Source organism: Paenibacillus sp. XY044, assembly GCF_002257645.1.
Classification (GTDB): domain Bacteria; phylum Bacillota; class Bacilli; order Paenibacillales; family Paenibacillaceae; genus Paenibacillus_AQ.
In genome coordinates this window covers 1-26,066 of the sequence record NZ_NQMO01000005.1, presented here as the reverse complement: position 1 = coordinate 26,066, position 26,066 = coordinate 1, and the positions used below count along the sequence as shown (strand labels likewise).

At 53.8% G+C, this 26,066-nt stretch carries 16 protein-coding genes and 1 rRNA gene; 16 read left to right on the top strand and 1 reads right to left on the bottom strand.

Annotated elements, in window-relative coordinates:
- Positions 1-138 precede the first annotated feature (138 nt).
- The 15 genes from uvrB to CJP46_RS19965 all read left to right on the top strand — a co-directional run bounded on the left by uvrB (position 139) and on the right by CJP46_RS19965 (position 24,251).
- Positions 139-2,130 (top strand): excinuclease ABC subunit UvrB, encoded by a 1,992-nt coding sequence (gene uvrB, locus CJP46_RS20035; protein ID WP_094597416.1) that lies wholly within the window; start codon positions 139-141, stop codon positions 2,128-2,130.
- 99 nt (positions 2,131-2,229) lie between these two features.
- On the top strand, positions 2,230-5,091 hold the full coding sequence (gene uvrA, locus CJP46_RS20030; RefSeq protein WP_094597415.1) for an excinuclease ABC subunit UvrA: 2,862 nt from the start codon (positions 2,230-2,232) through the stop codon (positions 5,089-5,091).
- A 629-nt stretch (positions 5,092-5,720) separates the two neighbouring features.
- The gene (locus CJP46_RS20025; RefSeq protein WP_094597414.1) at positions 5,721-5,930 is read left to right on the top strand and encodes a hypothetical protein; all 210 of its coding nucleotides are present in this window, start codon (positions 5,721-5,723) and stop codon (positions 5,928-5,930) included.
- Positions 5,931-6,217: 287 nt separating this feature from the next.
- Positions 6,218-7,372 (top strand): S1C family serine protease, encoded by a 1,155-nt coding sequence (locus CJP46_RS20020; RefSeq protein ID WP_094597841.1) that lies wholly within the window; start codon positions 6,218-6,220, stop codon positions 7,370-7,372.
- A complete protein-coding gene (locus CJP46_RS20015; RefSeq protein WP_256992438.1) occupies positions 7,372-9,330 on the top strand; it encodes a copper amine oxidase N-terminal domain-containing protein in 1,959 nt (652 codons plus the stop codon). Before CJP46_RS20020 ends, CJP46_RS20015 begins: the two co-directional genes overlap by 1 nt.
- A gap of 475 nt (positions 9,331-9,805) precedes the next feature.
- The gene (locus CJP46_RS20010) at positions 9,806-12,319 is read left to right on the top strand and encodes a U32 family peptidase (RefSeq protein ID WP_094597412.1); all 2,514 of its coding nucleotides are present in this window, start codon (positions 9,806-9,808) and stop codon (positions 12,317-12,319) included.
- 352 nt (positions 12,320-12,671) lie between these two features.
- Positions 12,672-13,217: a dTDP-4-dehydrorhamnose 3,5-epimerase gene (gene rfbC / locus CJP46_RS20005; protein ID WP_094597411.1), complete on the top strand. Its 546-nt coding sequence runs from the start codon at positions 12,672-12,674 to the stop codon at positions 13,215-13,217.
- A 24-nt stretch (positions 13,218-13,241) separates the two neighbouring features.
- Positions 13,242-14,270, top strand: a complete 1,029-nt coding sequence (gene rfbB, locus CJP46_RS20000; RefSeq protein WP_094597410.1) for a dTDP-glucose 4,6-dehydratase — start codon at positions 13,242-13,244, stop codon at positions 14,268-14,270.
- Positions 14,267-15,145 carry a dTDP-4-dehydrorhamnose reductase gene (gene rfbD, locus CJP46_RS19995; RefSeq protein WP_094597409.1) on the top strand — a complete coding sequence of 293 codons (879 nt, stop codon included), beginning with the start codon at positions 14,267-14,269 and terminating at the stop codon, positions 15,143-15,145. Before rfbB ends, rfbD begins: the two co-directional genes overlap by 4 nt.
- Before the next feature lie 201 nt (positions 15,146-15,346).
- Positions 15,347-16,219, top strand: coding sequence for a phosphatidylinositol-specific phospholipase C/glycerophosphodiester phosphodiesterase family protein (locus CJP46_RS19990; protein WP_094597408.1), 873 nt, complete (start codon positions 15,347-15,349; stop codon positions 16,217-16,219).
- 194 nt (positions 16,220-16,413) lie between these two features.
- Positions 16,414-17,100 (top strand): heptaprenylglyceryl phosphate synthase, encoded by a 687-nt coding sequence (pcrB, locus tag CJP46_RS19985; protein WP_094597407.1) that lies wholly within the window; start codon positions 16,414-16,416, stop codon positions 17,098-17,100.
- Between the two features lie 76 nt (positions 17,101-17,176).
- Positions 17,177-19,504, top strand: a complete 2,328-nt coding sequence (gene pcrA / locus CJP46_RS19980; protein ID WP_094597406.1) for a DNA helicase PcrA — start codon at positions 17,177-17,179, stop codon at positions 19,502-19,504.
- Between the two features lie 34 nt (positions 19,505-19,538).
- Positions 19,539-21,566, top strand: coding sequence for an NAD-dependent DNA ligase LigA (ligA, locus tag CJP46_RS19975; RefSeq protein WP_094597405.1), 2,028 nt, complete (start codon positions 19,539-19,541; stop codon positions 21,564-21,566).
- A 211-nt stretch (positions 21,567-21,777) separates the two neighbouring features.
- Positions 21,778-22,389 (top strand): hypothetical protein, encoded by a 612-nt coding sequence (locus CJP46_RS19970; protein WP_094597404.1) that lies wholly within the window; start codon positions 21,778-21,780, stop codon positions 22,387-22,389.
- On the top strand, positions 22,386-24,251 hold the full coding sequence (locus CJP46_RS19965; protein WP_094597403.1) for a transglycosylase domain-containing protein: 1,866 nt from the start codon (positions 22,386-22,388) through the stop codon (positions 24,249-24,251). Before CJP46_RS19970 ends, CJP46_RS19965 begins: the two co-directional genes overlap by 4 nt.
- A gap of 18 nt (positions 24,252-24,269) precedes the next feature.
- On the opposite strand, the gene CJP46_RS19960 is transcribed toward CJP46_RS19965, so the two are convergent.
- Positions 24,270-25,517, bottom strand: coding sequence for a molybdopterin-dependent oxidoreductase (locus CJP46_RS19960; protein ID WP_094597402.1), 1,248 nt, complete (start codon positions 25,515-25,517; stop codon positions 24,270-24,272).
- A 477-nt stretch (positions 25,518-25,994) separates the two neighbouring features.
- Here CJP46_RS19960 and CJP46_RS19955 point away from each other — a divergent pair.
- A 16S ribosomal RNA gene (locus tag CJP46_RS19955) occupies positions 25,995-26,066 on the top strand; the annotation flags it as partial.

The window sequence follows — 26,066 nt, the reverse complement described above, 5'->3', positions numbered from 1 at the left end:
GCATACGGCACTTGATCAGAGTATAATAGACGGGAACAAATATTCTTATTTCAACAATGATTTCCTATAGCTTATATCGGGAAATCTCGACATATTGTTTAGAATATCTATTTTAGATGATAAGGGTGATGTTGGGCAATGAGTGATATTGTCGTCAGTACCAAGTCGTTTGAGCTTGAGTCGGAATACACACCACAGGGCGACCAGCCCAAGGCCATTAACGAGCTGGTGGAAGGCCTGGAGCACGAGAAGAAGCATCAGACGCTACTTGGTGCGACCGGTACAGGCAAGACCTTTACCATTGCGCAGACCATCGCCAAGGTGAACCGGCCGACGCTGGTCATCGCGCATAACAAGACGCTGGCCGCCCAGCTGGCGAGCGAATTCAAGGAGTTTTTTCCGAACAACTCCGTCGATTACTTTGTAAGTTACTATGATTACTATCAACCGGAAGCGTACATCCCTTCTTCGGATACGTATATTGAGAAGGATTCGAGCATTAATGAAGAAATCGATAAGCTGCGCCACTCTGCGACCAGCTCGCTGTTCGAGCGCCGCGACGTCATCATCGTGGCGAGCGTGTCGTGCATCTACGGCTTGGGTTCGCCGATGGAATACTCCAGCTTGCTGCTGTCGCTGCGCGTAGGCATGGAGAAGCCGCGCAACCAGATTTTGTCGCGCCTGGTGGACATCCAATACCAGCGCAACGACATCAACTTTGTGCGCGGGACGTTCCGTGTCCGCGGCGACGTCATTGAGATTTTCCCGGCTTCCAAAGGGGAACAGGCGATCCGCGTGGAGCTGTTCGGGGACGAGATCGAACGGATTACGGAGATCGACGTCCTGACGGGCGAGCTGATCGGTGAACGCGATCATATCGCGATTTTCCCGGCGTCTCACTTCGTAACGAAGGAAGAGACGATGCGTGTGGCGCTGGTCAATATTGAGCGGGAGCTGGAAGAGCGGCTCGAGGAGCTTCGCTCCCAAGGCAAGCTGCTCGAGGCTCAGCGCCTGGAGCAGCGCACGCGCTACGACATCGAGATGATGAAGGAAGTCGGTTTCTGCTCAGGGATCGAGAATTACTCGGGACCGTTGACGTTCCGGGAACGGGGAGCTACCCCATATACGCTGCTGGACTATTTTCCTGACGATATGCTGATCGTCGTCGACGAGTCCCATGTGACGCTGCCGCAGATCCGCGCGATGTACAACGGGGACCGGGCGCGCAAGACGGTGCTGGTGGAACACGGATTCCGTCTGCCGTCGGCGTTGGACAACCGCCCGTTGACGTTCGAAGAGTTCGAGAGTAAAGTGAATCAGATTATCTACGTGTCGGCGACGCCGGGACCGTACGAGATCGAGCACTGCAATGAAATGGTTGAGCAGATCATCCGTCCGACAGGTTTGTTGGATCCGGTAATCGAAGTCCGCCCGACCGAAGGGCAGATTGACGATTTGATCGGAGAGATCCGGGAGCGGATCGATCGCGACGAGCGGGTGCTCGTCACGACGCTGACCAAGAAGATGGCCGAGGATTTGACCGACTATCTGAAAGAGATTGGGATCAAGGTCCGGTACCTGCACTCCGATATCAAGACGCTGGAGCGAATGGCGATTTTGCGCGACCTGCGTTTAGGCACGTTCCATGTACTGATAGGGATCAACCTGCTGAGAGAGGGACTTGATCTGCCTGAAGTATCCTTGGTTGCGATCCTGGATGCCGACAAGGAAGGCTTCCTCCGCTCGGAACGGTCTCTCATTCAGACGATCGGCCGCGCGGCCCGGAACTCCGAGGGCTTTGTTCTGATGTATGGCGACAAAATTACGGAGTCGATGGACAAAGCGATGAAGGAGACCCAACGCCGCCGCACGATGCAGATTGCCTATAACGAGCAGCACGGGATCACGCCTCAGACGATCCGCAAGAAGGTGCGGGACGTCATCGAAGCAACGAAGGTGGCCGAGTCGAAGGCGGAGTATCTGACCGGTACCGGAGGCAAGATGTCGAAGAAGGAGCGCCAGTCGGTGATTCAGCGTCTGGAGGCGGAGATGAAGGATGCCGCCAAGAACCTGCAGTTCGAGCGCGCAGCCGAGCTGCGTGACGCCCTGCTGGAACTTCAGGCGGAGTAAACAAGAGATGGATAGGATAAGGGAACGGCCGTTTGAACGGGTCGTTCTCTTTGTGGATAAATCCCATAAATAGATCCTTTTAAAGGAGATGAGCGACCATTGGCCAGTGAGAATATCGTCATTAAGGGTGCCAGGGCCCATAATCTGAAGAATATAGATATCACGATTCCCCGTGATAAATTCGTTGTTTTAACCGGACTGAGCGGTTCAGGCAAGTCTTCCCTGGCTTTTGATACCATTTATGCCGAAGGGCAGCGCCGGTATGTGGAATCACTGTCTGCATATGCGCGTCAGTTTTTGGGGCAGATGGAGAAGCCGGACGTCGACTCCATCGACGGGCTGTCTCCGGCCATTTCGATTGATCAGAAGACGACAAGCCGCAACCCGCGATCTACCGTAGGAACGGTTACCGAGATTTACGATTACTTGCGGCTTCTGTTTGCCCGCGTGGGCCATCCCCACTGTCCGGAGCACGGCATTGAAATTACGTCCCAGACCGTTGAACAGATGGTCGACCGGATTATGCAGTATCCGGAGAAAACACGCCTGCAGCTGCTGGCACCCATGATTTCCGGCCGCAAGGGTGAGCATAAGTCTTTGTTTACCGACGTGGCCAAGCAGGGCTTTGTGCGCGTACGGGTGGATGGAGAGCTTCGAGATCTTTCCGAGAATATTGAACTAGAGAAAAACAAGAAGCATTCGATTGAGGTCGTTGTCGACCGGATCGTCGTCAAGGAAGGCGTGGAGGCACGTCTGGCGGACTCCATTGAGACGGCGCTGAAGCTGTCCGGTGGCCAGCTGCTGGTCGATATCATGGGCCAGGAGGAGCTGCGTTTCAGCTCCAATTTCGCCTGCCCGATCTGCGGATTCAGCATCGAAGAGCTGTCCCCGCGGATGTTCTCGTTTAACAGCCCGTTCGGGGCCTGCCCGGAATGCGACGGACTCGGCGTGAAGATGATCGTCGATCCCGAGCTGCTGATTCCCGATAGGGAGAAATCGATCGACGATGGCGCCTTTTTGGCGTGGACAGGCAGTACGTCTAACTATTATCCGCAATTTCTGAAATCGGTATGTGAGCATTACAACATTCCTCAGAATGTTCCGGTCAGCCAGCTGAAGGAAGAAGACATGAACAAGCTGCTTTACGGGACAGGGAACCAGAAGGTCCGTTTCCGTTACGAAAATGACTTTGGCCAGCGGAAAGAAGCGTTTGTGGTATTTGAGGGCGTCATTCCTAACCTGGAACGCCGCTACCGTGAAACGGCTTCAGAAGGCATCCGCGAATTTATCGAGAACTTCATGAGCGCGAAGCCGTGCGAAGTCTGCAAAGGTCACCGTTTGAAGAAAGAAGTACTCGCGGTAACTGTCAACGACTATAACATGGCGCATGTGACGAGTCTGTCCATCGGCGACGCGATGAAGCTGTTCGACCAGCTGGAGCTGAGCGAGAAGGAACGCTCGATTGCGAATCTGATTCTGAAGGAAATTAACGCGCGTCTCGGATTCCTCGTGAATGTCGGGCTCGATTACCTGACGATGAGCCGGGCGGCGGGGACTCTCTCCGGCGGAGAGGCCCAGCGGATCCGCCTGGCCACGCAGATCGGATCCAGCTTGATGGGCGTGCTCTACATTCTTGACGAGCCAAGCATCGGTCTGCACCAGCGAGACAACGACCGGTTGATTACCACGCTGGAGCATATGCGGGACATTGGCAATACGCTCATCGTCGTGGAGCATGACGAGGACACGATGATGGCCGCCGACTATATTATCGATATCGGTCCGGGGGCCGGCATTCACGGCGGCCGCGTCATCGCGCAAGGGACGCCGGAGGAAATCATGAAGGATCCGAATTCCTTGACCGGCCAATACCTAAGCGGACGCAAGTTCATCCCGGTCAATACGGAACGCCGCAAGCCGGATAACCGCTGGCTGGAGATCCGCGGAGCGAAGGAGAACAACCTGAAGAACATCAATGCTAAGATTCCGGTAGGTGTCTTCACGGCAGTAACCGGGGTTTCCGGTTCGGGCAAATCGACGCTCGTAAATGAGATCCTGTACAAAACGCTTGCCAGGGAGCTCAACAAGGCGGTCAAAGTCAGACCTGGCCAGCACAAAGAAATCCGCGGGCTCGAGCATCTGGAGAAAGTCATCGACATCGACCAGTCGCCGATCGGCCGCACGCCGCGTTCCAATCCGGCCACTTACACCGGTGTTTTCGATGATATTCGGGACATTTACGCGCAGACGAACGAGGCCAAAATCCGCGGTTATAAAAAGGGACGCTTCAGCTTTAACGTCAAAGGCGGACGATGCGAAGCCTGCCGCGGGGACGGGATCATCAAGATCGAGATGCACTTCCTGCCGGACGTCTACGTGCCATGTGAAATCTGTAAGGGCAAACGCTATAACCGGGAAACCCTTGAAGTTAAATACAAGGAAAAGAGTATTGCCGACGTGCTTGAAATGACGGTGGAGGACGCGACGGAATTTTTCAAGAACATTCCGAAAATCCACCGCAAGCTGCAAACGCTGCTCGACGTGGGCCTCGGCTATGTCACCTTGGGACAACCAGCCACCACGCTATCAGGCGGCGAGGCGCAGCGCGTGAAGCTGGCTTCCGAGTTGTATAGACGCAGCACTGGCAAGACGCTTTATATTCTGGATGAGCCGACGACCGGTCTGCATGTCGACGACATCGACCGTTTGCTGAACGTGCTTCACCGTCTGGTCGATTCCGGGGAATCCGTGCTCGTCATTGAGCACAACCTGGACGTCATCAAGACGGCCGATCACATTATCGACCTGGGACCTGAAGGCGGCAGCGGCGGTGGAACGATTATTGCCTCCGGTACGCCGGAGCAAATTGTGAAGGTCGAGCAGTCGTACACAGGCAAGTACCTGAAGCCGATCTTGGAGCGGGACACGGCGCGCAGCGAGGCTTTGAAGGTCACGAGCTAATGGTGCCCAGCTAGTTCCAATGCCGTGATCAGAGCCTGGTGTGGAACGATTACGCGAAATAAGGATGTAGATCAAATCATGTCTCCATTTCCGCCGCGAGGCGGGGGAGGCATGATTTTTTTGATATGAAGAAACCATAAGCTACGGAGATTCTATGTAAGTTGAACTAAAGAATACGATGCAAAGCAAGGGAGTACAATGATTCCGAAGAAGCGAAGCGGTCTAAGAGCTTTCCAAAGGAAAGTTGACATCGAAAGCATATACCTTGGCTTTCGGATTTTCTATCTTACGTGTGTTCATAAAATCAAGAAATCCGAAAACAAGAGTGATCGTAGGGACATTTTACGTACTTGCCCCCATCGTCCATGATCACAGAACGGGATGAACGGCACAATCCGGAAATAAGCGCCATTTTTCATAAAATGATGTCAGGCGGGGTAATAATATTAAGGATTAGGTTCCCATATAGGCCTTAATAAAATCCGATGGTGACAGCTCCAATTACCAGAAAAAGGCGATTTTATGACAATTTCAATTTTTTACATCCGAAGTCTTGCATCTCATCGCCCAGAACGATAACATGTAGAGAGATATGTAAATTGAGCGAAGCCATAAGAGGAGGTCCAACCATGTTGCTTGCAGAAGCTGCTGCATCGGCTGCATCCAAATTCAATACCTTTGACGTATTCATGATCCTGTTTACGGTTCTTATCCTGATCGGGGTTGTCCGTCTGGTGAAGCAACCGGTTAAGAACAAATTTGCAATCGGATTCAGCGTTATTTGCTTGCTGGTCTTTTTAGCTTCCGACTTTGCCATGATCCAGAACTGGATGAGCTAATCGGAACAACTCAATCGAAATAACGACGAATGAAGACACCTTTCGCTAACCGGCGGACAAGGGGTCTTTTTTTGTTAAGAGATAAGAAAGCACAAACTTCCGAGGTTAAGCATCCTGATCTCGCAAGAAAAACTTCCCCTGTACTCGATGGGCATTTTCCTATTAAATATAGGGCTTCCAGCAATTGTACATGCCGGATTTGTGTGATACATTGAGGCTATGATTCAGGGGAAGGGATGAGCTCCGAAGATCTGCAGATCAAGATAAAGATAAGGTCAGGTGAGGGAATGAAACCGACGGGGAAAAAGTGGGTCATTATGCTGCTCAGTACGATCGTGCTCGTCAGCGGAAGTGCGGCGGCCGAGGCGCAGAGTACAGGCAAGACGGCCACAGCGGCATCAAAGGCCGGACAAGCTGCGCAGAAAGCCAAGACAGCGGCAACAGGCGCATCTGCAGCAAAGACGGCCAACATCCAGGTGGCGGCCGATCCAGTACCGCAAATCGTCAAAAACATATCGCCTTCGGTTGTGGGCATCATCGGACGCTCGACGGATGCTACGCTGACGGGAGGCGTGACTAATCGCTACAATTTAGCGCACGGTACAGGAGTCATCGTGAAGTCGGACGGTTGGATCGTGACCAACGCACATGTGGTGAACGGACTGGAAGGTACGCTGGTCGTTACATCCGACGGTAAATCTTATAGCATTGTAGATTCATACATAGACGAAACAAGCGATCTGGCGCTGATCAAAATCAATGCCAAATCTTTAGTTCCTGCGGTCTTTGCCAAGTCCGCACAATCCGCGCAGGTGGGGGAGAAGGTCATTGCGATTGGCACGCCGATCTCCTTTTCCCTGCGCAACTCGGCGACGGTGGGCGTCGTCAGCGGCCTGAACCGGGGCGTGAACGCCTTTTACCGGCTGATCCAGAGCGATACGGCCATTAATCCGGGCAACAGCGGGGGGCCTCTCGTCAATATGCAGGGCGAGGTCATCGGGATCAACAGCCTGAAGTTTGCGGCGGTTGGCGTAGAAAATATGGGCTTTTCTATCCCGTCGGATACGGTGCAGTACGTGATGGGGCAATTGTTCAAGTATGGGGAAGTGAAGCGCCCGAGCCTCGGTTTCAGCATGGAAGAGAGCTGGTCTGCCATTGTCGGACTGCCGACGGACGATCCGTTAACTGTTACGAAGGTCTTCTCGGACCAGGCCAAAAAAACCGGCATTCAGGAGGACGACGTGCTCTACAGCATTAACGGCAAGCGCGTGACCTCGGTCGTAGATATCAACGAAATGTTCAAGTCTTTCCTGCCGGGGCAAACGGTAAAACTGCTCATGCAGAGCGGCGGGGACATCGTTGAGCGGAAGCTGGTTCTGGCGCAGGCTGGAGCCGAAGGTGACGATTTCGGTGACGAGAGCGGTCCGGGTGAGGAATTCTAATGGGGAAGAGGGGACAGGCACGGATGAAGGGAAGCGCGTTTCGTAAGATCGGGTCGGCGGCACTTGCCGGCGTCATCATGCTGGCAGCCGCACTGCCCGCATGGGCGGACAGCAGCTCGGATAAGCGGACTCTGCAGCTCAAGACAGGAAGCACGGCGGCAGTGATTAACGGGCAAACAGTCCAAATTTTGAAGCCGTTCAAGAAGAATGGAACCGTGATGGTTCCGCTGGGCGTGTTCAATAAGGCGTTCGGCAGCGAAGTGAAGCTGGAAAAAAACAATGTGGTCAAAATCGGGTACGGCCCTCATCAGATCAGCTTAACGATCGACAGCCAACTGGCCTGGGTGGACGGCCGCAAGGTGAAGCTGGACGCTGCACCGTCCATGGTGAACGGCACCCTGATGGTTCCTCTTCGCGTGGTGGCGCAAGGCATTGGAGCGCATATGAACACAGGCTCGGCCGGGGAATGGGTGATCAGCCTGACGCCTTCGGAGGGCGATGCCGGTCCGCAGGATCCGGGGATCGATACGGATGTAGGCAAAACGAAGATCGGCAACAGTTACTACGGCTGGACGATGAATTATCCGAGCGGCCTGATCGTCGGCAGCGGCGATGAGACCGAGAGTATTGCGTCTTTTAACGATGCAGAGGAAAAGTACTACATTGAAGTCCATGCCACCGATCAGGATGGGGATTTAAGCACCGATGAGTTGCTGGACCAGTTGGTGGAGGACGCCAAAAAGGGCGGCGAGATGGTGGTGGACCGGGAGACCTTCCCGAAAGCAAAGGTGCCGTATGCCCGCATTGTGACCAAAGACGGGGACGGAACCTTCTGGGAGTGCCGGATGTATTCGAGTCATAACCGTCTGTACGAGCTGTATTTTGCTGACCTGCAGGCGTCCAACTATAAGGACTTGAATACATATGCCGGACTGCTGAACTCCTTTGATACCAGCTTTAATCCGGCGGACAAAGCAGTGAAGGATCTGTCCACCGTCAAAAACGGAATGCGCGGCGTGTATAACGAGGATTACGGCATTGCTTTAGACATCCCTGCCGGCTGGAGCATGGATCATGCGGATATGTATTATGAAAGCAAGGACGGCAGCTACTTGAAGCTGAACGTGTCTTCTGGTCCAAAAGGCGACTCGCTCGAGCAGTGGGGCGGACAGATGAAGAAATGGCTGGAAGAATCTTTTGTCAAAAATTCGTATGAGGTCGTCGATACCTACCCGCTGGAGGTATCCGGAGAACAGGCGCTGGTGAACGAAGCCAGATATAATTACGGCGACGGTTGGATCCGCGAGTATGAAGTGATGATTCTGAAGGATGGTTACCGCTACTACGTGGAATATGCCGCTCCGGAAGACCAACCGGCGGATATGGCCAAATTCAAGGATTTGATGAAGGGCGTCAACATTGATTTTACCGTCGTGCCGGATTCGTTCGGCCATATGGAAGAGAATACGTTCCTGATTGATAAAGCCAAGAAAACGACCAAGACGTCCAAAACGTATCAGTACCAAATAAGTATTCCGCAGTACTGGACCGCGAACCGCGACCAGTTTGAGCTGTCGCCGGTGGAATACCAGTTCGTGGGCGGACGCCTGATGATCACGGCCGAGAAGAACAGCTCCTTTGAAGAAGCGGTCAGCCAGATGAAGGCGTTCTACAATGAAGCAGTGAAGTATCAGAAGGATTTGAAGCTGGAAAAGGTAGAGAACACCACATTTGCCGGCGAGCCGGCCGTCGTCTTTTCGATCCGTCAGGTGAAGGACGGCATTCCGTACAGCGCGCGCCAAGTTCTCGTTCAGCATAACGGTACGGTATACACGCTGTCCGCGTCCCTAAACGACGCTAACGCCACGGATATTCAGAAGAAGGCGCTGGATGAGACACTGAATTCTTTTACCTTTACGAAAAAAAATGAAGTCAAGACCACTACGAATGCCGATTAGAGCTGACCGGGTGGGGAATATGAGATAGCCGCTGCCGCATGAAGCGCAGCAAAAGTATTTTTTTGACCAGGAACCGGGATAGCCCATAGGCTGTTCCGGTTTTTGCTATGCCGGCGGACCAGGGATGTCATAGAGGCGTGATGTCCTATGCTGTGCCGTGCGTGTGTGGAATCTCCCAAGAGGTACGTCGGGTTTTACTGCAAATGGCTTTTTAATATCATGCAAGGCACGCTTGCCCATAGCCATGGTTTGCACTCTACCATACTGGGACAACCTGATCGTATGGAAATGCCAAAATGGCTGCCTTCCTATGGGAATTGAGATAATTCGTGGGGATGGTAGAAGGATCGGAAGATGTTTGGTACACTAGATAAGTTAAAGCAGCAGTCATGCTGGTTATTCATATCGTTAGGTCAGCACAGGAACGAGAATTCTAGAATGAGAACCGGCAGAGGGCCGGTTTGGGAGGATATAGATGAACAAACAGGCATTAAGAAGGGAAGACGTCGAGCTTCTGGCGCCGGCCGGTGACTGGGACTGCATGCGTGCGGCGGTGGCCAACGGGGCGGATGCGATCTTTTTCGGCGTGGAAAAGTTTAACGCCCGTGCCCGGGCGAACAACTTCCGGATGGCAGAGCTGCCGGAGATCATGTCGTTTCTTCACAGCTATGGCGTGAAGGGCTTTTTGACGTTTAACATTTTGGTTTTTGAAAACGAGCTGGAGGATGCCAAAGAGCTGATCGACGCCTGCATCGATGCGGGCGTGGACGCGGTAATCGTGCAGGATTTGGGGCTGGTGAAGCTGATCCGGGAAATTTCCCCGGACTTCCCGATTCACGGTTCGACCCAGATGACGATCACCTCGCCGGAAGCGGTGGAATTCACCAAGCCGTGGGGCATGGAGCGTGTCGTGCTGGGGCGCGAAAACAACCTGAAGCAGATTCAAAAAATCGGGGAACAGGCGAAGCTTCCGATGGAAGTGTTCGTCCATGGCGCCCTGTGCGTCTCCTATTCCGGTCAGTGCCTGACATCGGAAATGTGGGGCGGCCGCTCCGCCAACCGCGGCGAATGCGCGCAGGCCTGCCGCCTGCCGTACGACCTGATCGTGGACGGCGAGCAGAAGCCGATGGGCGATGTAGCCTATCTGCTGTCGCCGAAAGATTTGGCGGCCATCGATTTAATGCCGGAGCTGATCGAGGCGGGCGTCACATCCTTTAAAATCGAAGGGCGCCTGAAGAGCCCCGAGTACGTGGCCAACGTGGTCAGTAAGTACCGCAAGGCGATCGACCGTTATTTTGACGGCGATAACACGCCGACGAGCGAAGAGGAAATGCGCGAGCTGCAGCAGAGCTTTTCGCGCGGCTTTACGCACGGATTCCTCGAAGGCACGAACAACAAAAAGCTGGTGGACGGTACGTTCCCGAAAAGCCGCGGCGTGTACGTCGGCCGGGTCGAGAAGATTCTGCGCGACGGCGTGGTCTGCAAGATTGAAGCTCCGCTGAAGCGCGGTGACGGCATCGTGTTCGACGCCGGCGACCCGACGAAGCAGGAAGAGGGCGGACGGATTTACGACCTGCGCCGCAAAGGCGTCAAAATCGACGGAGAAGCGGGCGAAGGCTGGATCGTGGACGTCGTTCCGGGCCGGAGCGACGTGGACCTGCGCAAGGTGCATGTCGGCGACCGCATCTGGAAAACGAACGATCCGGCGCTCGACAAGCGTTTGCGTCAAACGTTCGAGACGGAGAAGCCGTACCGGGTGTTCCCGGTACATGTCAAAGCCGTGGGCCATGCCGGCGGCCTGCTGACTACCGTCTGGACCGACGTGCAGAAGGGCACGACGGTGCAGGTGGATTCAGAGATGGAGCTGGAAGTGGCCAAGAAGCGGCCGATGGATTACGCCCTGCTCGAGGAGCAGTTCGGCCGCCTGGGCGGCACCGTCTACCAGCTCGAGAAGCTGGACGTCGACCTGCAGGGCGACGTCATCGTGCCGATGCGCGAGCTGAACAATATCCGCCGCCAGGCGGTGGAACTGCTCGCAGGCGAGCGCCCGAAGCCGCCCGTGTACGTGAAACGGGCGGCGACCGTGTTCAGCGATGCTGCGCGCAGCGCATCGCCGGTGGCCCGCGGTGAGGCGAAGCTCACCGCGCTGTGCCGCAGCCTCCCGCAGGTTGAGGCTGCGCTCGAAGCCGGCGTAGAGATGATTTACGCCGACTTCGAGTTCATCAAGCAGTTCCCGGCAGCGGTGGAAGCCGTTCATGCCGCCGGCAAGCGGATCGCGCTGGCGACGCCGCGCATCCATATGCCGAACGAGAACGGCTACCACAAAAACATCCTGCGCCTCAAGCCGGACGCCGTGCTTGTGCGCAACACCGGGGCGCTGTACTTCTACCTGCGCCACCGGATGGAAAACCCGGATGCCGATCATCCGCAGCTGATTGGCGATTTCTCGCTCAACATCGCCAATCACAAAGCGGTGGATCTGTTCCTCGAAGCCGGCTGTGACCTGGTTACGCCGTCTTACGATCTGAACATCCAGCAGATGGTCGATCTGCTGGAGCGCTCCAATACGTCGCAGATGGAGATCGTCATCCACCAGCATCTGCCGATGTTCCATACGGAGCACTGTGTGTACTGTACCTTCCTAAGCGAAGGCACCGACTTTACGAACTGCGGCCGACCATGCGAATCGCACCGGGCGTCCCTGCAGGACCGCATCGGTATGTCCCACCCGGTCCGCGTGGACGAGGGCTGCCGCAACACGGTCTACAACGCCATCGAGCAGTCCGGTGCCGAGTACCTGACGAATTTCATGGATCTCGGCGTCTCGGCCTACCGCGTCGAGTTCCTGGAAGAAACGCCGGAACAGGTCCACGAGGTCATCGACCTGTACAACCGTGCCCTGCGCGGCGAAATCAGCGGCACGCAGGTATGGAAGACATTGAAGGCGACCAACCAGCTCGGCGTAACGCGTGGGCAGCTGGTGAAATAAAATACGGCAACAAGGCAGAATCACGCCACAAGGCGCGGATTCTGCCTTTTTTTGTTTTACCCTGAGATCAGTCGAAAGTGTATTCGCAATGGCTTGTTTTTCAAACTAAAATATTCATTTCCTCGTGCTGCCGGTATAGTGTATTGTATATATATGGAATTTGAATCGTGAGCTTCCGCTCTTCCAAACCTCCCTATACCTCTTTGACCTCACTCGATTGATATGGTTTCCCTATGATGATTTATACCGAAAAAGGGCGGACCAATATATCACCGCACGGATTGAAAGCATCATATATTAATAAGAATGAATGCGATTTTGGTTACAAGACTACCATTAGGGGGCCTTCAGTGTGAAAGTGAATCAATTACGCTTGGCAGATGCCGTGTGGATCGAACCTGTTGTTCATGGGGACAACCGGGGTTTTTTTATGGAGGGCTATAACGAGGCTGTGCTGCGTCAGCAGGGAATAACGCACACATTCATTCAGGATAATCAATCGCTTTCCGCAGAGGCAGGCGTCATCCGCGGCCTTCACTATCAATTGAACCCCAAAGCCCAGACCAAGCTAGTCCGCGTTCTGGGCGGTGCAATTTATGATGTGATTGTAGATGTCCGGCGAGATTCGCCGACGTTTGGAGAATGGATCGGGGTTATTCTAAGCGAATATAACAAGCGGCAGCTGCTCGTGCCCAAAGGGTTTGCCCACGGATTCTGCACGCTGGTTCCCGGTACGCAGGTTCTGTATAAGGTAGATGAATACTATTCTCCTGAGCATGACCGGGGCATATTGTGGAACGATCCCGCTCTTGGCATAGACTGGCCGGTCGCAATTCCGATCCTGTCGGATAAAGATCAGCGTCATCCGCTGCTGAAGGATGCGGAGCTTAACTTTTGATTAACGACCAGGAGGGATTAAACGATGGGAAGGAAAATGCTCGTTACCGGCGGGGCGGGGTTTATTGGCAGTAATTTCATAGTATATATGCTTCAAAAGTATCCCGATTTGGAAATCATCAATATGGATGCACTGACCTATGCCGGCAACCTCGAGAACCTTAGCTCCGTACAGAATCATCCCCACTACACCTTTACGGCAGACAATATTACGGATGCGGCAGCGGTGGATTTATGGTTTCAGCGAGGGATCGACGTCGTCGTAAACTTTGCGGCTGAATCCCATGTAGACCGAAGCATACTTGAACCGGATATTTTCGTGAAGACGAATGTGCTCGGGACGCAGGTGCTGCTCGATGCAGCCCGGAAGCATGGTGTGACTAAATTCGTTCAGGTGTCCACCGACGAAGTATACGGCACACTGGGAGACACCGGCCTCTTCACGGAAGAGACGCCGCTCGCCCCAAACAGTCCTTACTCCGCGAGCAAAGCCGGAGGGGACCTCATGGTTCGAGCATATTATGAAACCTTTGGACTGCCCGTGAATATTACCCGCTGTTCCAACAACTACGGTCCGTATCAGTTTCCGGAAAAACTGATTCCGCTAATGATTTCCCGCGCCCTCAGTGAGCAGCCGCTGCCTGTCTACGGCGACGGGTTAAATATCCGGGACTGGCTGTACGTTGAAGACCACTGCTCTGCCATCGACCTTGTCATCTACCAAGGCAAGCCGGGCGAAGTTTATAACATCGGCGGCAACAATGAGCGGACGAACCTTCATATCGTCAGAACGATATTGGAGGAACTGGGTAAACCGGAATCATTAATTACGCATGTTCAGGATCGGCCGGGGCATGACCGCCGTTACGGAATCGATCCCGCCAAAATAATGAGGGAACTCGGATGGAAGCCGCGGCACCATTTTGAATCCGGCATCAAAGAGACCATTCAGTGGTATCTAAATCATAAAGAGTGGTGGGCGCGAATTCTATCCGGCGAGTATCAGGATTATTATACAAAGCAGTACGGTCCGCGTTTGGGGGACGGCGTATGAAAGTCCTGGTGACAGGAGCCGGAGGACAACTCGGCCGAGATGTGGCCGCCTTGTTCCAGCAAGCAGGGCATCAAGTTCTGGGATGCGGGCGTTCCATGCTCGATATTACCAGTTGGGATGCATGCCAGCAGGTCGTCGCCGATTTTGGGCCGGACACGATTGTCCACTGCGCGGCCTACACCGCCGTTGACGCCGCAGAAACGGACATTGACGGGGCTTACCGGGTTAATGCGATCGGCACGCGGAATATAGCGACGGCGGCGGAGAGCGGAGGAGCCAAGCTGGTATATATCAGCACGGATTATGTTTTCAACGGAAGATCTTCTGTTCCTTACCGAGAATATGACGAGACCGATCCCCAAAGCATCTACGGCAAGACCAAACGGGCCGGCGAACAGTTTGTACAGAGCCTGTCTTCCCGTTACTTTATCGTCCGAACCTCTTGGGTGTATGGCGCACACGGAGCCAACTTTGTCAAAACGATGCTGCGCCTCGGTCAAGAGAAACCCATGCTCCAGGTCGTCAATGACCAGCTGGGTTCACCTACATTCACCGTGGATTTGTCCCGCTTTCTGCTCGAACTCGTCCAAACGGAGAAATACGGGATTTACCATGCCTCCAATGCAGGGCAGTGCACCTGGTTTGACTTCACCCGTGCTATTTTTGACGAAGCGGACAAAGCTGGTATTCAGATGACTGCCCGGCTTGAGCCCTGCACAACGGCTCAATTTCCCCGTCCGGCTCCCCGTCCTGCATATTCGGTCATGGATCATATGGCGATTCGGGTTAACGGGCTGAGTGATTTGAGGGATTGGCGGGAGGGACTGCATGATTTTATTCAGGATCTATCTACTAAAGATCAAGGAACAGAGTAGAATGGTTATCTCTAATGAAAGCTTCGATAAGGCTCCGCTCTCGGCGGTGCCTTTTTCTTTTCCCAACAATCCCCACCCCTCTTCATCGTTTGACGCTACTCCCGAACGGGTAATCTCTACTTAATTATCTTTTTATTCGGCTCCCAATTATTCAGACGCGCTCCCCTCACGCTGAAAGCTGCTGCAAAGGATGTGATACCGATGAGGAAATGGGTGGCATTGCTGGCGCTGGTCGTGGCGGCCGGCCTGATGATGTGGGTTCCCCAGGGAAGCTCCAAGGACATCAGCAACAATTTTACCGATTACCAGGTCATTTCCCACGCGATGGGCGGGATCCGCGAGCATGCGTACACCAATTCCTACGAAGCGTTTATTGCCAACTATGAAAAAGGAAACCGCGTGTTCGAGGTGGATCTTCTTCTGACGGCGGACGGCCACCTGGTGGCCAGGCATGAATGGACGCAGTACATGACCGAGCTGCTGGGGCAAAAGGATGATCTTCCGCAGGACAAGCAGTCGGGGAGGATGACCTACAGTGACTTTAAAACCAGCAAAATCCTCGGCGCGTACGAGCCGCTGGATTGGTCGGATATTCTGGACCTGATGGAGCATTATCCCGATATTTATATCGTGACGGATACGAAGGAACAGGAGCAGGCGGATATTCAAAAAGAGCTGGAGATTCTCGTGGATACGGCGAAAAAACGCGATCCCGCGCTGCTGGAAAGGGTCGTGCCGCAGATTTACGACCAGCCTATGCTGGAAATGGTGAACGGCATTTATGAGTTTCCGTCCATCATATATACGCTGTACGCATCCAAGGATACGGATCAGGAAGTCATCGATTTCGCCGCCAGCCATTCAATTGAGGCGGTAACAATCCCGGAATCCCGAGCCAAACCGGGCTTTCTGGCTAAGCTGAAGAAAGCTGGAATCACGGCTTATGTGAATACGATTAACGATCCTTCCGAAATCGATAGGCTGCAGCGAATGGGGGTTACGGGCGTGTACTCCGACTTTGTGACGGAACAAGAGCTCGGGGACAACCGCTGGCAGCTTGCGTTCGGGTGGTAATTGCATCCATATTGTTCACCCGATGAATCGTTTATGGCTTGAAAGATATGCTTCTCACCCGGAGCATATCTTCTTTTTTGCGTGCGGCGGATTGGCGAAAAAATGTTCGCATTTTATGCGAACGCAAATTGACACTCACCCGGTGCTGACATAGACTAGATTTATGAAGATTTGTCGTGGAGGAATGCCGTTTGATGCAAATGATTATGCCATGGAGGCATGTGTTTAAGCTTGACCCGGATAAGGAGATCGGAGACGAAGCGCTGGATGCGGTTTGCATGTCCGGCACGGACGCCGTCATGGTGGGCGGATCCAGCGGGGTAACGTTCGACAATACCGTGGAGCTGATGTCCCGCATCAGGCGGTATGAGGTCCCCTGCGTGCTGGAGGTGTCCGACCTGGAGGCGATCGTGCCGGGTTTTGATCTGTATATGATCCCCATGGTACTCAATGCTTCGGATTCGGCATGGCTGGTTGGCCATCATCAACGGGCGGTGGAAGAGTATGGGTACATGATCCCGTGGGAACTGCTCGTTCCCGAAGGATATATCGTCCTGAATGCCGATTCTACGGTTGCCCGTTTGACCGGAGCGCAGACCGGACTGGATGCGGCAGGAGCGGCGGCATACGCCCAGGTCGCGGATAAGCTGATGTCTTTGCCGGTCGTCTATGTGGAGTACAGCGGAACGTTCGGGGACATGGAAACCGTACGGCATATTCACCGCTCTCTGAACGGGGCCAAGCTGTTCTACGGCGGAGGCATCAAGGATGCCGATTCGGCCCGGCAGGCTGCTGCCGTCTGCGATACGATCGTCGTCGGCAATGTCGTTTACGAGGATTTGAAGCAGGCGCTGCTGACGGTTAAGGCCGTTAAAGAATAATAGTAAGCAGCATTAGAATTGTCAATGACACCCCATCAGTTTTGTGAATTTCTATAGCAGGAAGGAGCATGCACGCATGCAACCTATTGATATACAACAAGCAGTACAACGACTGAACCCGCAGCAGCGCCAAGCCGTGGAAGCCACGGACGGGCCGCTGCTCATTATGGCCGGCGCAGGCAGCGGCAAGACCCGGGTGCTGACGCACCGGATCGCTTACTTGATCGCAACCCGCAAGGCTCCGCCTTGGGGCATTCTGGCCATTACGTTTACCAACAAAGCCGCACGCGAGATGCAGGATCGGGTAGCCAAGCTGGTCGGCAATGAAGGCCGGGACATTTGGGTGTCCACGTTCCACTCGATGTGCGTCCGCATTTTGCGGAGAGACATTGAACGCATCGGGTTCACTTCGAACTTTTCCATTCTGGATTCGACGGACCAACTGTCGGTGATTCGTAACTGCATGAAGGATCTGAACCTCGACACGAAGAAATTCGAACCGAAGGCGATCCAGTCCGTCATCAGCACGGCGAAGAACGAACTCGTAACCCCGGCGCAGTATGAACAGAAGGCGGGAGACTATTTCGAAGGCTTGGTCGCCAAGGTGTACACGATGTACCAGAAGCGGCTCAAGGCCAACAACTCGCTGGATTTCGACGATTTGATCATGGCTACGATCCAGCTGTTTAAGGAAGTGCCGGAAGTGCTGGATTTTTATCAGAAAAAGTTCCAGTACATCCATGTCGACGAATACCAGGATACGAACCGGGCGCAGTACATGCTGTGCCGGATGCTGGCTGACAGCCATCACCGGATTTGCGTCGTCGGCGACAGCGACCAGTCCATTTACCGCTGGCGCGGCGCGGACATCAGCAACATTTTGAATTTTGAAGAGGATTATCCGGAAGCACGCACGATTCTGCTCGAACAGAACTACCGCTCGACCTCGACGATTCTGAACGCGGCGAACGAAGTCATTGGACAGAACACCGGGCGTAAACCGAAGAAGCTGTGGACCGATAAAGGCGAAGGCGCGAAGATTAAAGTGTACCGTGCCGACTCGGAGCATGACGAAGGGTATTTTGTGACCTCGGAGATCAGCAAGAACGTGAATCAGGGCAAGTCGTACCAGGATCATGCCATCCTGTACCGGACCAACGCCCAGTCCCGGGTTATCGAGGAAATTTTGATCAAGTCGGACATCCCGTACCAGATCGTCGGCGGCATCAAGTTCTACGACCGCAAAGAGATCAAGGATATGCTGGCCTATCTGCGCATGCTCTCCAATCCGGATGACGATATCAGCTTGACGCGGATCATTAACGTTCCCAAACGGAGCATCGGCGATACGACAGTGGCCAAACTCGCTGCCGCAGCGACGGAGCGGGGAGTTTCCATCTTCCGCGTGCTGGAGTTCGTTGACGATCTCGGCTTTGCCGGACGGACCCGCAATGCGCTGGTGGAGTTTTACGATATGATATCGGCTCTTTACCAGATGGTGGAGTTCTTGTCCGTCACCGAGCTGACTGAGAAAATGCTGGAGATGTCCCAATACCGGATCGACCTGCAGCGTGAAAATACGATTGAATCCCGGTCCCGCCTGGAGAATATCGACGAGTTCTTGTCTGTTACGATGGAATTTGAGAAGAATAATGAAGATAAGTCACTGGTGGCGTTTCTGACCGATTTGGCACTCATTGCCGACATCGACAGCATGAACGACAGCGAGGAGGACCGAGCGGATGCGGTTGTCCTGATGACGATGCATAGCGCCAAGGGGCTCGAGTTCCCGGTGGTGTTTATCATCGGCATGGAAGAGGGCGTATTCCCGCACAGCCGGGCCTTCCAGGATAATGAGGAGCTGGAGGAAGAGCGCCGTTTGGCTTACGTCGGGATTACCCGCGCGGAGCAGCAGCTGTTCCTCTCCTGCGCGCAGATGCGTACCTTGTTCGGCCGGACGACGGCGAACCCGCCATCCCGCTTCCTGGATGAGATTCCGGAGGAGCTGAAGGAGGATACGGTCGTTGCCCGTGACCGCTACCGCCGGGGAGGCAATATTGGCGGTTCTTATGGCGGCAGAGGCTTTGGAAGCGGAGGCAGCAACTTTGGAAAAAGCGCGGCGCCATCCTCGCTGAGCGGTTCCACGGCTACTTCCGTGGGCAGAGAGAGCCGGGTGACGGTGACCACATCCACTCCAGCCAAAATGGCAGCCGTAGGCAGCACATCGGACCTCACCGCCCTGAAGGCAGGGGACAAGGTCTCCCATGGCAAATGGGGTGTCGGGACGGTCGTTTCGGTCAAAGGCAGCGGCAACGATACGGAGCTGCAGATTGCCTTTCCGGCGCCGGTTGGCGTGAAACGCCTTCTGGCCGGATTTGCCCCGATCACCAAAGTGGAAAATTAAAATTATGAATCTATAGACGGAGGGATGACCCTGCATGGATCCGAAGTTGACCATGGAGCAGCTCGTAGCCGAGCTGAATAAGCACAATTATCAATACTACACGCTGGATGCGCCTGCCATTAGCGATAAAGAGTACGACGCTTTGTACGACCAGCTCGTTGCATTGGAGAAGGAGACCGGCGTGACGCTGCCGGATTCTCCGACACAGCGTGTAGGGGGAGAGCTGCTCAAAGGATTTGTCCAGCATCGTCATCTGGCTCCGCTGTGGAGCCTGGATAAGGCCCAAAATATCGAACAGCTTGGCAGCTGGAACGCAAGGGCTGTAAGGCTGGTTCAAGACTATAACAAGAAAAACCCGGATAACCCTTTGCCGGAGCTGAGCTATGCGGTGGAGCTGAAGTTTGACGGGCTCACGCTCAATTTGACCTATACCGACGGAAGATTGGTTCAGGCAGCTACACGCGGGAACGGCGTGGTTGGCGAAGGCATCCTTCCGCAGATTAAGACGATCAAGTCCGTGCCGTTGAGTATCCCTTATAAGGGTGGAACGATTGAGGTGCAGGGAGAAGGGATTATGAACCTCTCTGTACTGGAAGAGTACAACAAGACGGCGGCTGAGCCGCTCAAGAACGCCCGGAACGGAGCGGCGGGGGCGCTGCGCAACCTGAACCCGAAGGTGACTGCCGAGCGCCGTTTGAATGCCTATTTCTACAACGTAGGCTATTCGGATAACATCCGATTCGACAGCCATAAGGAAATGATGGAATTTCTGCGGGAAAATCACTTTAAGGTCAACCCGTACATCACGTATTTCGATAACTTCGACGATGTGATGGAGCAGCTGGCCGAAATTCAGGAGCGCCGATCCAGCCTGGACTATCTCATAGACGGAGCCGTCATTAAAATCGTCGACATGCGCACGCGCGAGGCGCTCGGTTATACGGATAAATTCCCTCGCTGGGCGGTAGCCTACAAATTCGAGGCGGAAGAGACGACGACCGTGCTGGAGTCCGTCAGCTGGAACGTGGGCCGTACCGGCAAGGTTACTCCGCTCGCCCGGGTAGAGGCGGTGGAGCTGGCTGGCGTTACCGTTCAGAACTGTACGCTGAATAACGTTGGGGACATCGAACGTAAGAACCTGAAATATGCGCTGGGTACGCGCGTGTTTATTCGCCGTTCCAACGACGTCATTCCGGAGATTCTGGGTAAGGTGACCGAAGAAAACGACGGCGGTGAAATTATTTACCCTGAGCATTGCCCGGCATGCGGTTTCCCGCTGGAAATGCGCGGCGCGCACCTCTTCTGCAACAATAAACTGGACTGCAGACCCCAGATCATCGGGCGGATTACGCATTTCGCCTCCCGTGACGCGATGGATATCGAGACGTTCAGCGATAAAACAGCCGGACAGCTGTACGACGAACTGAACGTGCGCGAAGCGGCGGAGCTGTATGAGCTGACATTTGAGCAGCTGGTGAAGCTGGATCGTTTTGGCGAGAAAAAGGCGATGAATCTGCTGGAGGCGTTTGAGAAAAGCAAGGGGAGGGACCTCGCTTCCTTCCTTTATGCACTGGGTATACCCAACACCGGTAAATCCACTGCCAAAATGCTGGCGGATCATTATCGGGATCTTCACGCCGTGATGAAAGCCGACGTAGAGGAGTTAATCGCCCTTCCGGATGTCGGCGGCATTGTCGCTGAGAGCATCGTGAACTTCTTTGCTGATCCGTTTGTGGTGGCAGGTATCGAGAAAATGCTCTCCCTTGGTGTGGAAGCGCAGGCGCCTGAGGCACCTCAGACGGTTAGAAACGACTCCTTCTTTAGCGGGAAGACGGTCGTATTGACCGGCACGCTGCACCAAATGACCCGCGATGAGGCGTCGGCGCAGCTGGAGGCGCTTGGAGCAAAGGTGACAGGCAGCGTCTCTGCCAAGACGGACCTGCTCATTGCCGGGGAGAAAGCCGGCAGCAAGCTGGCCAAAGCCAAGCAGCTCGGCATTCAGGTGATCGAGGACGAGAACGAGCTCATCCGTCTTTTGAATGAAGAAGCGAACGATTTATAGAACCGTGACCAAGAAAGTCCTGACTCATTGAAAAATGGGTTCAGGGCTTTTTTTTCTTTTTTTCTCATGCCGACATTGTTGGTTTTTTTTTCTGCTTGCGGTGAAGTTTAAGGGAATGTTAAGGATTTCGCGGGTGTTTGTTAAGAATTGTCTGGTATCCTTTTGCGCATAGGTGGGTGATTTTCCACTATGCAGAGAGGAGGCCTAAGTTTTGAGTAAACGGTTAACGGTTCGGGCTGCTTATCTGTATATAATGACGGGAAGCGCTTTGTTAAGCGGTATCGTTCTCTTTTTGACATACCGTGTCTTTGCGTGGTCCTATGCACATGTTTCGCCCGATTCATTTTTTGCCAGGCTAGCCCGTGGTCTGGTGAACTATATTGGTAAAACGCCGATTGCCGCTGCTGTTTTTTTCGCCGTGTTTGCTGGTTTGTTCATGCTTCGCTCGCAAAAACTTGCGGATGATATGAAGCAGATCGTGAGAGCCGCGGAGGAGCTGGCAGATCGAGGATCCTTCAGTGAACTGAAAGTTGCCTCCGGTGGTGAGTTGAAGACATTGGTGAGCCACTTACAGGGCATTCATAGAGGGAGGACAACATCTTCAGCCGATCGACTATCCACACCGCCCATCCCAAATGAAACGACTCCGCTTCTGGACAACGAAGAGGTCATGGCAGTCATTTTGCGAATAAAATCTCTGCTCCGTACATTGGAGGCTGCGGATTCGGGCAGTCAGCAGTCGCCGGATTTCGATATGGAATCCGTGAAACGGGAAGCGCAAGGATTGGAAAGGCTTCTGGAAAGCCTGATGACGGCGTCATGAACAGCCTGCAGGCAATGGTTTGGCGTAAGGTGATGAGGGGGCTCTACCTCTCGTTCGATGTCGCGGTCATCGGTGCAGTGATCGTACTGGCAGGTCTGTTTTATGTATATGTGTACGGAGGCATCGTCGTGGGGCGTCATCCCGAGAAACTGGTATTGCCGGAGTCGAGCATCCTGGTGGCCTCGGACGGGACCAAGCTTCGAAAAATACAACTGCCGCAGTCGGGCTACAGGGTCAAGGCGCATCTGGAAGATATGCCTGATTTGCTGCTGGACACTTTTTTGGCCGTGGAGGACCGGAGTTTTTATGGACATGATGGACTGGATTACAATGGGATTGCGCGTGCGGTATACACCAACTCGATCCATATGCGGATTTCGGAAGGCGGCAGCACCATTACGCAGCAGCTGGCACGAAATCTGTATCTGAACCGGGATCGAACGCTGCTGCGCAAGCTGAACGAGGCTTCCATCGCTTTTGCGCTGGAGAAACGCTTGTCCAAGCATGACATTTTGGAATTGTATTTGAATGCGATTTATATGGGGGATGGGCAATTCGGCATCAAATCTGCGGCGGAGCATTATTTCGGGGTGACGGATCTGAAAAAGCTCAGTATGGCGCAAATCGCCTCCTTGGCTGCCATTCCAAAGGGACCGTCCATTTACAATCCGTTATATAAGGGCGACCTGCCCGTACAACGGCGAAACGTAGTGCTTGGCATTATGAAGCGGCAAGGTCTGATTACCCGTGATGACATGATGTCTGCTATGAATACGAAATATCAGCCGCCGGCGGATGTTAATCCTCCTATGTTCGGGGCCTCTTATATAGATGCTGCTCTCAAGGAAGCCGCGCAGCGAACAGGCAAAACGTTGGAAGAGTTGAAGACGGGTGGGTATACCATCATAACGGGAATGAATATGGCTGCACAGGCTGCGCTGGAAGATACCTTCGCCAACCCGGATTTCTTTCCGCCGGACGGCAAGGATCAGCAGGTTGAAGCAGCGATGGTGATTATGGATCATCGGACGGGGGAGATCGTGGCGCTGACCGGAGGCAGGCATCCTGCTGCAGGCAGCTTGAACCGGGCCGTGATCGATGCCAGACAGCCGGGTTCCGCCTTCAAGCCGATTGTCGCTTACGGTCCGGCCCTTGAGAGCGGTAAATTTTCGCCGGACAGCATGCTTCAGGATCGCAAGATAGCTTACGGGAGCTACAGGCCACAGAATTTGGGCGGAGCCTATCAGGGGCAAATGACCATGAGGCAAGCGTTGCAGCAGTCTGTAAATGCTCCGGCCGTATGGTTGCTGCAACAGGTAGGGATTACAAAGGCGATACAGTTCGCGGCGAAGCTTGGCATTTCACTTGCCTCGGAGGATGCTAATCTGTCCATTGCGCTTGGCGGCGTTCATTCCGGTGTCTCTCCCTTGAAAATGGCGCAGGCGTACAGCGTGTTTGCCAGCGGAGGTACTTATCGTGAAGCGCATCTCGTACGGCAGGTTACGGATTCAAAAGGTCGGGTGCTGTATGCCTATCGTCCGGATGAACGCCCGGTCATCTCGCATTCGACGGCGGAACATATGACGAGCATGCTGCGCGGCGTCGTGAACGAGGGCACAGGCATGAAAGCGAGGATGAACCGGCCGGTAGCGGGCAAAACGGGCACGACGCAGCTTGGTTTGCCTGGCGTCAGCAGCAAGGGGAACCGCGATCTTTGGTTTGTCGGCTATACGCCGGAATGGACCGGGGCTGTATGGATGGGGTTTGACAGAACGGATGCGGATAATTACATGACCGCAGGCAGCGGGAAGGCCGCTGCCTTGTTTTCGGCGGTCATGAGGAGGGGCTTGAACGTTGATTGAGGGCCTGTAAGGAGCGAGTTATGTCCGTTTGGCGTCTGGAAGCCAGGCGTTTTTATCGTAGCCTCGCTCTTCCCAATAGCCGATATGGTCGTCTTGGATCAGCTCGATCCGGTTCAGCCACTTTACGGATTTATAGGTATACATTTGGGGAACGATCAGCCTAACCGGACCGCCGAGGTCACTCGGAATCGGCTTTCCGTCGTGCAGCACGGCCACCAATATGTCGTCCATACGGGCCTGTTCCAATGTTAAAGAGTCCGTGTAGACCCCGTCACCCGAATAAAACTTCACGGTCTGTGCAGCGGATTGAACCCCGGCTTCATCCAGCAGTTTTGTAAGGGGAATGCCTTCCCAAGTGTTATGGTACACCGACCACCCGGTGACGCAGTGAAAATCGCTGACCTGAACGACGCGCGGGAGCTTAACGAATTGTTCCCAGTTCCATTGCAATCGTTTTTTGACAAGCCCATCCACGGTAAAGGACCAGTTGGCGTTATCAAATGCGGGAATGGGGGTTACGGTGTATATGCGGAAGTTGCCTTTAGCCCCTCCACCGACCGGAGTGAGGGATTCCGCTGCCGGCGTGGGTGCCGGAACCAGATGATTGGCGTCCTTTTCGAGCAGCTCCTCCATGTTTTGCTGTGATGAGCCGCTACTGCTGCCCAGCCATTTGATAAAAGAAGGCCCGAACGCTACCGCCAAACCTACCCCGATCGCTGATCGGATAAAAGCTCTGCGCGTATAAAGCGGCTCGTTTGCAGCGTATGTGGTGGTTGGCCGGTCAGCTCCGGACTTCACCGTCCGCCGATGAGGCTCCTTTAGCCACTGGGTACGGGTAACCGAGTGATAAATGATATAGGGCAGACCCACCCAAGTAAAAAGATCATGAATCGTCAGGGCTGGATTGGACCATGCCGGACCGAATGCCCGGAACTGCCACAGAACCACCCCGGAAAGAAACCATCCGACCAGCAGGAACAGTACGATGATGACATTCCACTTCTGCTTGGGACGGTCCTTGAGCAGCTTCCAGTGCTTGCCCGCCAGAAAGAGGTAGTAGACGACGGGAAGGAGCAGGGCTAAACCGACACCAATATGAAGCCACTTCAGCCAGACCCTGCCTCCGCCAAGCACCTCACGCCAGAAACCAAGGGGAAGAATGACTCCGCTGAACCCCAGAAAAGCAACCATCCATGCGTTCCAGCGGTGAATGGCAGCCAGCTTCTTGCCGATGCCTTTGCGGATCCGGTTCAACCAATCGTTCATTTGTTAGCCTCCTTTTAGAAAACACGAAGTAACGATGCTGAGAGTATTGACCTTCTAGTCATGATCCTTTGGGTAAATAAGCACACGGTGAGAAATCAAATGCCTCAAGAATAGCATTCCTAGCTTGGCGATTCACTGTTAATGTAAAATAGGTTACGTCGGTAATGAAGAGAATTGGCTAACTATAAGTAAGTAAATTTTACCACAACATAAATTTAAAAAAACTGTTGCATAATATCCGTTATCCGTGATATATTATTTCTTGCCGCTAAACAAGGCGGTGATTCAAATCTTCTCAATGCTTGCTAAATAAGTGTTGACACGATATGAATGACATGATACAATATAATCCTGCGTCGGATTTGATAGAAAAATGTCAAACGCAGCGATCAAGTTCCTTGAAAACTGAACAAATGGATGATGTTTTAAATTGAGATTAAATCAATCTCGTCAGATTCAAAATGAGCTTTATCAACTTTCTTGGAGAGTTTGATCCTGGCTCAGGACGAACGCTGGCGGCGTGCCTAATACATGCAAGTCGAGCGGACT

Excerpts from the sequence above, each read along its gene's own strand:
- uvrB (WP_094597416.1), top strand. The coding sequence starts at position 139 with ATGAGTGATATTGTCGTCAGTACCAAGTCGTTTGAGCTTGAGTCGGAA.
- CJP46_RS20025 (WP_094597414.1), top strand. The coding sequence starts at position 5,721 with ATGTTGCTTGCAGAAGCTGCTGCATCGGCTGCATCCAAATTCAATACC.
- CJP46_RS20020 (WP_094597841.1), top strand. The coding sequence starts at position 6,218 with ATGAAACCGACGGGGAAAAAGTGGGTCATTATGCTGCTCAGTACGATC.
- CJP46_RS20015 (WP_256992438.1), top strand. The coding sequence starts at position 7,372 with ATGGGGAAGAGGGGACAGGCACGGATGAAGGGAAGCGCGTTTCGTAAG.
- CJP46_RS20010 (WP_094597412.1), top strand. The coding sequence starts at position 9,806 with ATGAACAAACAGGCATTAAGAAGGGAAGACGTCGAGCTTCTGGCGCCG.
- rfbB (WP_094597410.1), top strand. The coding sequence starts at position 13,242 with ATGGGAAGGAAAATGCTCGTTACCGGCGGGGCGGGGTTTATTGGCAGT.
- rfbD (WP_094597409.1), top strand. The coding sequence starts at position 14,267 with ATGAAAGTCCTGGTGACAGGAGCCGGAGGACAACTCGGCCGAGATGTG.
- CJP46_RS19990 (WP_094597408.1), top strand. The coding sequence starts at position 15,347 with ATGAGGAAATGGGTGGCATTGCTGGCGCTGGTCGTGGCGGCCGGCCTG.
- pcrB (WP_094597407.1), top strand. The coding sequence starts at position 16,414 with ATGCAAATGATTATGCCATGGAGGCATGTGTTTAAGCTTGACCCGGAT.
- pcrA (WP_094597406.1), top strand. The coding sequence starts at position 17,177 with ATGCAACCTATTGATATACAACAAGCAGTACAACGACTGAACCCGCAG.
- ligA (WP_094597405.1), top strand. The coding sequence starts at position 19,539 with ATGGATCCGAAGTTGACCATGGAGCAGCTCGTAGCCGAGCTGAATAAG.
- CJP46_RS19965 (WP_094597403.1), top strand. The coding sequence starts at position 22,386 with ATGAACAGCCTGCAGGCAATGGTTTGGCGTAAGGTGATGAGGGGGCTC.
- CJP46_RS19960 (WP_094597402.1), bottom strand. The coding sequence starts at position 25,517 with ATGAACGATTGGTTGAACCGGATCCGCAAAGGCATCGGCAAGAAGCTG.